The sequence below is a fragment of the Sulfurimonas sp. genome, from assembly GCF_028694605.1.
In the GTDB taxonomy this organism is placed as follows: domain Bacteria; phylum Campylobacterota; class Campylobacteria; order Campylobacterales; family Sulfurimonadaceae; genus Sulfurimonas.
Genome location: NZ_JAQVKP010000016.1, coordinates 41136 through 50591, shown reverse-complemented (window position 1 = coordinate 50591; position 9456 = coordinate 41136). Strand labels below are relative to the sequence as shown.

Below are 9456 nucleotides of genomic sequence, written 5' to 3'. Positions count from 1 at the left end.
TACAAATCCTTACCAACATAGCCAATATCCATAAAAATCTCAAGACTTCAAAGGAATTACAACATCTTGTCGCTGTTATCGGTGCTTACACCAAAAAAGAGCTGGGTTTTATGTGCGAAAGTTGAGTCATTAAGTTGTAATTTTTTTGTCCATTTTTTTCTTACCGCGACACTTCCGCGACACTTTTTTATTACACTTGTTTTGCAAATTGAATTAACGACTTTAAAACTTAAGTTTTTTAAGCCGTTAATGTCATTGGTTTACGGAGAGTTAAATATGACGCAAGAAGAGTTGGATTGTTTGCTGATAAAAAATAGCCAGGAAGATGCTTTAGATATAGATGCCATACTAGAGAGTGAAGCATCTCTTTTGCCGATGCCCGCTATTGATGAAAATAAAATGGTTTATCAGCTTGATAATGTTACAAGAGAGAGTGAGGAAAAGGCTGTTGAGATTTTTGACAATGTAGAAGCCATTTCAAATGAAATAATACAAAATCAAAAATTAATGAAAAATACGATTGCGCACTTTGATGACAGTGTAAAATTTTTTACTACGCTGCATACGAAATTTCCGGATGTTAAAGCTTTTGCAAAGTACTTAGAGATAAATAAAAATGGTCTGAAAAATGCAAAAGAGATAGATGAAATTTTGGAAAAAGTCAATTTTGAGCTAATGGATGCTGTAGATATTATGCAATATCAAGATATTCATCGTCAAAAAATAGAGAGAGTTATCAATGTTATGCGCTCGTTATCAAAGTATATGAATGCTTTGCTTGAAGGCGGAAAAGTAGATAATGCAAAAAGAGTCTCTTCATCACAGTATATAATCGGAGATACTCATAAACAGGTAGCTTCAAATGAAGAAATCGAAGAGATGCTTGCTCAATTTTGTACTAGTAAGAATGGGTGATATGTTTTTATATGCATTAATTACTTTGGCATTTTCAGCTTTTCTTCTCTCTTTGACATTGGATGATGCAAGCTTATAGGGCTGGGCTAGGATGAGGTTACAATGGACATTCAATGTCAAATAAAAGATGAACAATCTCATCAATGCATTTGTCAATTTTTTAGCTTCAAAAAATAAAACAAGGTAAACAAAAATGAACTTAGAGCTTGTAAAGCAGATTAGAGTTTTTTGGAGCTCTGTGAGCGTCCTGTACATAGAGGATGAACAGAGCATACGCGAACAAGTTTACAAGATGCTCATGAAGCTCTTTGACAGAGTGGATGTAGCGGTCGATGGCGAAGATGCTTTTGAAAAATACATAGAAAATGATTATGATTTGGTTATTACCGATTTAAAAATGCCAAAGATGGATGGTATTGAACTTTGTCAAAAGATAGTCGAGGTAAACAAGGAACAGCAGATTATTCTTGTCTCGGCTCACAAAGAGGTTGATGAAATCTTAAAACTCATCGACATAGGCATTGCAGCATTTTTACTAAAGCCTATAGATATGAGTATTATGCTTGAAAAAATATATCTTATAGTCAAAAATATCTACGCTAACAAAATGATGAAGTATCACTATGAAGATATGAAAAAAGAGCTTTTAGATACTTCAAAATGGAATGATGAGGATTTTTTATATAAAGATACTCTCACCTCTTTGCACAATGAAAAATATCTTGAAAAAATTATTGATAATGAGCATATCAAACTTGCTATTTTAGTCAATATCAACGATTTTAAGCTTATTAATGACTACTACTCTTTTGCTCACGGTAACCATCTTCTTTTTCAAGTTGCAGAGCTTTTAAGAAAAGAGTCTCAAAAATATGGCTATGAATTATTTAGGCTCTCAAAAGATGAGTTTGTGCTTCTGAGGCAAGAATTTCCATTTGACTGCGATGAAGTATTACTCAATGTAAAGAATATGTTGGCTGTGCTGGATAAAAAAAAGTACTCCATTATAGGTGTGAAAGATATTAGTGTCAATGTAACTATGGGAATAGCGCAGGGTAGCGAGTATCTGCTTGAAAACTTGCATCGTGCGCTTTTGCATGCTAAAAGATATGGTCTGCGCTATGCATGTTTTAGGGATGTTCCTGACGACAGAGAGAATATGAAAAACATTATAGAGGTAAAAGAGCTCTTAAAAAACAGTATAGAGCATGATAGCATTATCCCTTATTATCAGCCAATCCTGACAAAAGATAAGAAGTTCAAATATGAAGTGCTGATGCGAATAAAAAATGAGGTAGATCCATCAGCGCCGATATTGCCGGGAAAATTTTTAGAAATTGCGAAAAATCACAGTTTTTATAATGAGATTTCTAAAATGGTTATCTTCAAGGCCATTGATGCGATGTTGCATAATAATGAAACTTTTTCTATCAATTTTTCTTATCAGGATATGAAAAATGAGCCATTGATGCAAAAACTTCAAGAGCGCATAGCAGAGCATAATCTAGGAGAGAGACTTATCTTTGAAATCATAGAGACGGAGCATCTTGATAATATCAATGTTGTAAAAGCATTTATTGCGCGATTTAAAAAATATGGAGTTAAAATAGCCATAGATGACTTTGGAAGCGGTTACTCAAATTTTGCGCATATATTTTTGCTCAATCCTGATTGTATCAAGATTGACGGTTCACTTATAAAAGATATGCTTGATAATAAATTTGTTTACATTTTTGTCGAGACGATAATTGATTTTGCTCATAAGCTTGGTATGGGAGTCATCGCAGAGTTTGTAAGTTCAAAAGAGATTTATGATGCTCTTTTAGAGCTTAAAGTTGATGCGATGCAGGGTTATTTTATAGGTTATCCTGCCCCGGAGTATCTTAAAAATTTGGAGACATTATGAAAGAAAAATATTTGAAAATGTCATACGAATGTCTAAGCGCTATAGGAAACTCTTTTGAGCTAGAGAGCATGATGAGTGAGATCGTCATCACTTTTTATCAATCCACAAAAGCACTCTATGTGGGTTACTACGATGATTATCGTGCTATAAAACCGTTAATATCGGCAGGAAAAGAGATGGATTTTGTACTCAAAACATATCCGCAAGAGTGCCTTTTGCAAGATGAAGCAAAAAACTATTTTATTTTTTTACCGCTCAAAGCGGGATTTATAAAATTTGTCTATTCAAAAGAGGTTGCTATCAATGAGATATATGCGATGCTTTGCAATTTTAAGAGAAAAATTAACTTTGCTATCAGTGCATGTGAAGGTGTCAAAGAACTTCAAGGGTTGAATGAAAATCTTGAATCAAGAATTACTCAAGCGGTTAAAAAAATTAGAGAGCATGAAGAGATGCTTGTTTTACAATCAAAAAATGCCATCATGGGTGAAATGCTTGAGATGATTGCACATCAGTGGAGACAACCCATAACTTCTATCGGGATGATTTCTAACAATATGCTCTTTAACATTATTATGAGTGAAGATGAGCCGCTTGATAAAGAGTTTTTTAAAAATGATATTGACGAAATAGATAAGCAGATAAAGTATCTCTCTCATACCATAGATGATTTTAGGAGTTTTTTCAAAGAGAGCAAAACAAAAGAAGCTGTTCAAATAGATAGTGTTTTACATAGAAGTGTATCGTTAATCAAAAAACAGTTAGAACACAGCAGTATAAAAGTGGAAATAAATAACTGTTGCGATGATTTAATAATAAATACATATAAAAATGAGCTAAACCAAGTGCTTCTTAACATTCTAAACAATGCAAAGGATGCCTTTGAAACACAAAAAAATAATAACAAAAAAATCACAATATCCACTTTTACAAAAGATAACAATCTTTTTATAGAAATAAAAGATAATGCAGGCGGTATAAGCGAGGATGTGATACACAAAATATTTGAACCATATTTTTCAACAAAAAAAGAGAAAAATGGTACCGGTCTTGGGCTTTATATGTCAAAAATCATTTTACAAAAACATCTCAATTCAGAGATGTTTTTTAGAAATGAAGATGGTGGAGCGGTTTTTAGTATCGTGATGCCAGTAAAAAAATAGTAGTAGGAAAAGTAGTTTGGAAAAGTTTGACAGGCTTAAATCAATCACTGTTTTGTACGTCGAAGACAGCAAATTCTTAGCAAAAAACACAGTGCTAAGCATTGAGTCTATATTTCATAAAATTTATGTTGCACATGATGGAGCAGAAGCGTTAGAGATTTTTGCACAGCACAAAGATGAGATAGATATTATCATCACAGATTTAATCATGCCTATTTTAGACGGTAACCAAATGATAAAAGAAATCCGAAAAAATGGATGCAATATTCCGGTAATCGTTACAACCGGTTTTGATGATTATTTGGAGCGGGAGAAGATAATAGAACTCTCCATAGAAGCGTTTTTAAGTAAACCTATCAATATATACAAACTTCTTAAGAGCGTTAACAATGTTGTGGATGCTCTCTTTATTAAGCGCGAACTTGAAGCAAAAAAAGCGATGATAGATAACGATATTATCTACGTAGAAACAAATATAAAAGGTGTTATTACTTATGTTTCAAAACCTTTTGAATATATAAGCGGCTATACAAAAGCAGAACTTATAGGAAAGTCACATGCTATTTTAAGAAGCGAAGAGACGGCAGATCTGCTATATGCCGATATGTGGAATAATCTCAATAGGTCTGTGCAATGGCAAGGAGAGATTACAAACAAGAGGAAAGATGGCTCTTTTTATACGGTTCAGATTGTTATATCTCCGATGTATTATAGAAAAAAACTCATAGGTTATAGTGCTACAAGCATCGATGTTACGGAGCTAAAAGCCGCATCAAGCCAGCTTCAACTCAAGTCAAAGCAAGCCGCTATGGGTGAGATGGTCGCCATGATAGCGCATCAGTGGAGACAGCCTATCACCTCTATCGGTATGATAGCCAACAATTTGGAGTTTGATCTGATGATGGATGAACTAGATAATGATACGCTGAGCCAGAGCCTTAAGACAATCGATACGCATGTTAAGTATCTTTCTAACACTATTGATATCTTTAGAAACTTTTTGCAAGTAAATAAGAAAAAAGAGAGGGTACACTTGAAAAATATAATCAGAGAGCTTCTTATGCTTACCAAAGATGAACTGCGAGAGCAAAAGATATCAATGGAGGTTTTCAACGGTTGCGACAACTATCCTATTGCTACTTATAGCGATGAGTTGTTGCAGGCTATGATAAACATCGTCTCCAATGCAAAAGAGGCATTGGTTGAGCGAAATATCCAAAAGGCAAAGATAAAAATAGAGTGCATGGAGCAAGAAAATACCATCTCTATCGCCATTAGCGATAATGCAGGCGGTATCAAAGAGGATATTATGTCAAAAATATTTACTCCATACTTCTCAACAAAAAGCCAAAAAAATGGGACTGGTCTTGGGCTTTATATGACAAGAATCATTGTTGAAGAGAACTTGGATGCCAAACTCATTGTGCAAAATACGCAAGACGGTGTTATGTTTACAATCGTACTTCCAAAATAAAGGACAATAGATGGATCGAGAACAAATCAAAAAACTTCGTACAATTTGTAAAAATATTTCCGTACTCTATGTAGAGGATGACAAAGATGTATCGCAACATTTAGAGAAGTTGATTAGAAAGATTTTTGTTGATGTAAGCATAGAGAAAAATGGTCTCTTGGGATTAGAGAGTTTTCAAAAAAACAGACAGGATATCGTTATCACAGATATTTCAATGCCTATTATGGATGGTATAGAGATGTCAAAAAATATAAAACTTCTCAATAGCGATCAAAACATCATCGTTACATCCGCACACAATGATACGGAGTATCTCGTAAAGCTTATTGAGATTGGGATTGATAAATTTATAATCAAGCCTATAGATATGAATCAGTTTTTATCTTCCATCTCAAAAATCGCCATCGCAATTTATAGAGAAAAAAGACAAAGCGAGCTTGAAAATAGACTCAAACACGAAAAAGAGCTTCAGGCACAGCTTTTAGATAAAGTTCTTCTTCCTGTTGCTTATTTTCATGGAGATGCTATAGTATATGCAAACAAAAGTTTTAAAGAGCAATTTTTTACAAAAACAGACTTGGATGATTCTAGTTGTTTTCATCTTGGCTATATTTTTAAAGATAGCAAATATATATCTATGGGCAATGCCACTCTTGCACATACACTAAAAGATTCAAAACAAAAAATATTTGAACTTATGGATGCAAATAAGAAGATTTTTAAAAAATTCAATCTTAATATCTCTATATTTAAAGATGAGACAAAATATTTGGTAAGTATTGTAAATTTTGACGCTATATATGCAGAACTAAATAGATTTAAAAATCAAATTGACTATTTTCCAAAAAGAGATTCATTTATTCAAAGTGTTTCTGAGTATAAAAATACACAAGAGGATAGCTTTTCTATCTTTTGCATTGGCATAAAAAATATTAAAAAATTTATAGATAGATACGGCGGCGTTAAAATGCATGCTATCTATAACAATTTTGCAAAGAGCCTTAAGCATGAGTTCTCTTTAGATATAGAAAACAATGAGCTTTCTATTTATCTCTTTGAAACAAACAGGTACATTTTGCTAGTAAAAAAAGAATTTTCTGATGATATAGCAGCAAGACTTCACAACTTTGGCAAAAAATACTACTATGAATACGGAAGTGAAATACCTTTCGAGTTGGATTATATTGAAGAAAAGATACAAAAAGAGGAATCCATTGATAACATACTGGAAAATACAGAAGGAATGTTATATACCGTAGAAAATCTAAAGAAACCATTCTCAAAGGCTTTTGTCTAATGTGTTTTGTGATTTTTTTCATTATCTGACTATTAAATTAATAGCAAAGTAGCTAAAATAAGCGATAAAATTACTAATAAAAAGCAGAGGAGTAAAAGATGTTGAATAACCTTTCAATTAAGTTAAAAATGGTTTTGATGTCTATCATACCAATCGTCGTTATTCTGATCTCTCTAGGCAAAGGGAGTTATGAAAGTTACAATGAAGTGAAGGTTCTAGCGCAGATAGAGGAGATGGTTTACTATACGCAAAAAAGTAGTGCCCTTGTACACAACCTCCAAAAAGAGCGTGGCGCTTCTGCTGGGTTTATAAGCTCTAAAGGAGAGAAGTTTGCACCGCAGCTTCAAGCGATTCGTAAAGACACCGATGCTGCTTATGAAGAGCTCAAAGCGTACCACGCAACAATGAAGACAAAGAGTTATGTAGCAGAGCTTCAAGCAAAAATAACCAAAGCGATGCAAAATATGCAAAAACTTCAAGAGATTCGTGAGGGTGTCTCCTCTCTTGGCGTTGCGGTCGGAGTACCTGTTACATACTATACGAACACAAACAACGACTTTATCACCTCTATCGAAGAGATTGCAAAGATGAGCTCAAATGCAAAGATGAACAACCTTATCAACGCATTTGTAAATTTTCTTGCTTCTAAAGAGAGAGCAGGGCTAGAGCGAGCGGTACTCTCCTCGACATTTTCACGAGATAACTTTGCAGAGGGTTTTTATGAGAAGTTTATCGGGCTTTTAAATGTGCAAGAGCTTTTTATGAGCAAATTTCTCTTCTTAGCTCCGGAGGAGTTAAAATCTTTCTACACGCAAACCATGAGCGCACCGGTAGTTACAGAGGTAGAGCAGATGCGTAAAACTGCACTCTCTAAACCAAATGGCGGCTTTAGCGTCGATGCTACACACTGGTTTGGCACTATCACCTCAAAAATAGATTTGCTCAAAAAAGTAGAAGATGAGATAACACAAAACCTTCAAACAAGCATTAGCAAACTCCAAGAACAAGCCTTAAATAGTATGATTTTTGGAATCGCTTTTAGTATTTTCATCGTTCTTTTAGTTGTGGGTGTCAGCTTTTTTATATCCAACAGCCTTGCAAAACGCATAGAGCGTTTTAAGCAAGAGATAGACGCTATCGTCTCTTCAAATGACTTCTCAAAAAAAATCACAAACTGTGCAACAGATGAGATAGGCTTTATCCAGCAATCGGCAAATCATCTGGCACGTGCAGCATATAAAGCTATCGAAGATGCAAAAGCGAGTTTAGAGCAAGTGCAGGCACACTCTAAAGAGAGTGAAGAGCGTCTTGAAGCAAACAAACTGACTCTTTCATTAACAGAACTGCTAAACGATGGAGCAGTCTGGGGAGTTGGAAGTGTTCAAGCAGGTGTTGTTCAAAATATGTCATCACTTCGTGATATTAATGAGAAAAATGCAAATACAGAGATTATAGTCGATGATGTTAAAAACTCTACGGAAGATATGGTTTATTCTCTAAACAACATATCCCAAAAGATGCAAAGCAGCAGAGAGAATGCGTATCAGCTCAACAGCAGTGTTGTTGAAATTTCCAATGTTATCTCGCTTATCAAAGATATCAGTGACCAAACAAATCTTTTGGCACTCAATGCAGCCATAGAAGCAGCACGGGCAGGGGAACATGGACGTGGATTTGCGGTTGTCGCCGATGAAGTGCGCAAGCTCGCAGAGCGCACCCAAAGAGCTACAAATGAAGTAGAGCTTAACATCAACCTTCTTAAGCAAAACAGTTCTGCAATGCAAGAGTTTTCAGAACAGATGGATGGCGAGGTGTCAGAATCTCTACAAAAACTTGACCGTTTTAACGAAAGCTTGCATGGGTTGCTTGACGGTGCGAAAGATATTCAGTTGGCAAACAAAAAGGTTTCCAACGAACTCTTTATTACTCTTGCAAAACTTGACCATATAGCATTTAAACTAAGCGGCTATAACGCAGTCTTTAAAGATGACCACAATTTCAAATTCTCAGACCATACAAGTTGTCGTTTTGGAAAATGGTATCTCTCTGATGGAAAAGAGACATTTTCAAAAACATCCTCTTATGCCAAAGTTGACCCAATCCATAAAGTTGTACATGATAGAGTGAGAGCGATTCCGGACGCTATTCAAGGCGGTATTATCAAAAATGCGTCAAAAATTGTTACAGGATTTAGTGAAGCAGAAAAAGCTTCCAAGGAGCTGTTTGTTGTTCTTGATTCTATGGCTGAAGAGATAAAGTAAAGAGAAGATTTCCCCGCAATGTTTTCATTGCGAGGCTTTTAGTGAAGTCTGACTATTTTGTGACTTCTACTACTTTTGGATCTGACTCCCAGATACCGTGTTTTGTGCAGTATGCTTGCGCAGTAAGTTTAAGCTTGCTGCCTGTTGGAATGATATTGAAAGTAACAGTTGCATGCGCTTTCATATTGCCAAGCGCACCCGCAACAAAGTCGGCACGTGCTAAAAGTGTCTCACCATTGTAAAGTGCCATATTTGCGATGTAGTGGTCAAAATCATCCGGATGTGTATATTCGTTTCCCATCTTAACCGTTACGCTAAACATCTCACCCTCTTTTGCACTATCTGCACAGTGGATAAAGGGTGAATGACGGTCTATATAATCCTTTTTACTCTCTCTTTCAACTGTATCTATATCTACATAACGATTGATTGTCGGCATC

General features: G+C 35.1%; 7 protein-coding genes. 6 read left to right on the top strand and 1 reads right to left on the bottom strand.

The genetic code is table 11. The annotated features are described in order from the left end of the window. Positions 1 to 249: 249 nt before the first annotated feature. The 6 genes from PHY84_RS09985 to PHY84_RS09960 all read left to right on the top strand — a co-directional run bounded on the left by PHY84_RS09985 (position 250) and on the right by PHY84_RS09960 (position 9016). Positions 250 to 915 (top strand): chemotaxis protein, encoded by a 666-nt coding sequence (locus PHY84_RS09985; protein WP_299859402.1) that lies wholly within the window; start codon positions 250 to 252, stop codon positions 913 to 915. A gap of 193 nt (positions 916 to 1108) precedes the next feature. After that, entirely contained in the window at positions 1109 to 2821 is a 1713-nt protein-coding gene (locus tag PHY84_RS09980) for an EAL domain-containing protein (protein ID WP_299859400.1), read from the top strand. Next, positions 2818 to 3984, top strand: a complete 1167-nt coding sequence (locus PHY84_RS09975) for a HAMP domain-containing sensor histidine kinase (RefSeq protein WP_299859398.1) — start codon at positions 2818 to 2820, stop codon at positions 3982 to 3984. The genes PHY84_RS09980 and PHY84_RS09975 overlap by 4 nt, the downstream gene beginning before the upstream one ends. A 16-nt stretch (positions 3985 to 4000) precedes the next feature. Continuing rightward, positions 4001 to 5458: a response regulator gene (locus PHY84_RS09970; protein ID WP_299859396.1), complete on the top strand. Its 1458-nt coding sequence runs from the start codon at positions 4001 to 4003 to the stop codon at positions 5456 to 5458. 10 nt (positions 5459 to 5468) lie between these two features. Next, the gene (locus PHY84_RS09965) at positions 5469 to 6755 is read left to right on the top strand and encodes a response regulator (RefSeq protein WP_299859394.1); all 1287 of its coding nucleotides are present in this window, start codon (positions 5469 to 5471) and stop codon (positions 6753 to 6755) included. A 98-nt stretch (positions 6756 to 6853) separates the two neighbouring features. After that, a complete protein-coding gene (locus PHY84_RS09960) occupies positions 6854 to 9016 on the top strand; it encodes a nitrate- and nitrite sensing domain-containing protein (protein WP_299859393.1) in 2163 nt (720 codons plus the stop codon). 52 nt (positions 9017 to 9068) lie between these two features. On the opposite strand, the gene PHY84_RS09955 is transcribed toward PHY84_RS09960, so the two are convergent. After that, positions 9069 to 9455, bottom strand: coding sequence for a class II SORL domain-containing protein (locus PHY84_RS09955; protein WP_299859391.1), 387 nt, complete (start codon positions 9453 to 9455; stop codon positions 9069 to 9071). Position 9456: the final 1 nt, after the last annotated feature.

What these genes read in the sequence shown, in the direction of transcription:
- PHY84_RS09960 (WP_299859393.1), top strand. Translation starts at nt 6,854, where the DNA reads ATGTTGAATAACCTTTCAATTAAGTTAAAAATGGTTTTGATGTCTATC.
- PHY84_RS09965 (WP_299859394.1), top strand. Translation starts at nt 5,469, where the DNA reads ATGGATCGAGAACAAATCAAAAAACTTCGTACAATTTGTAAAAATATT.
- PHY84_RS09955 (WP_299859391.1), bottom strand. Translation starts at nt 9,455, where the DNA reads ATGCCGACAATCAATCGTTATGTAGATATAGATACAGTTGAAAGAGAG.
- PHY84_RS09980 (WP_299859400.1), top strand. Translation starts at nt 1,109, where the DNA reads ATGAACTTAGAGCTTGTAAAGCAGATTAGAGTTTTTTGGAGCTCTGTG.
- PHY84_RS09975 (WP_299859398.1), top strand. Translation starts at nt 2,818, where the DNA reads ATGAAAGAAAAATATTTGAAAATGTCATACGAATGTCTAAGCGCTATA.
- PHY84_RS09985 (WP_299859402.1), top strand. Translation starts at nt 250, where the DNA reads ATGTCATTGGTTTACGGAGAGTTAAATATGACGCAAGAAGAGTTGGAT.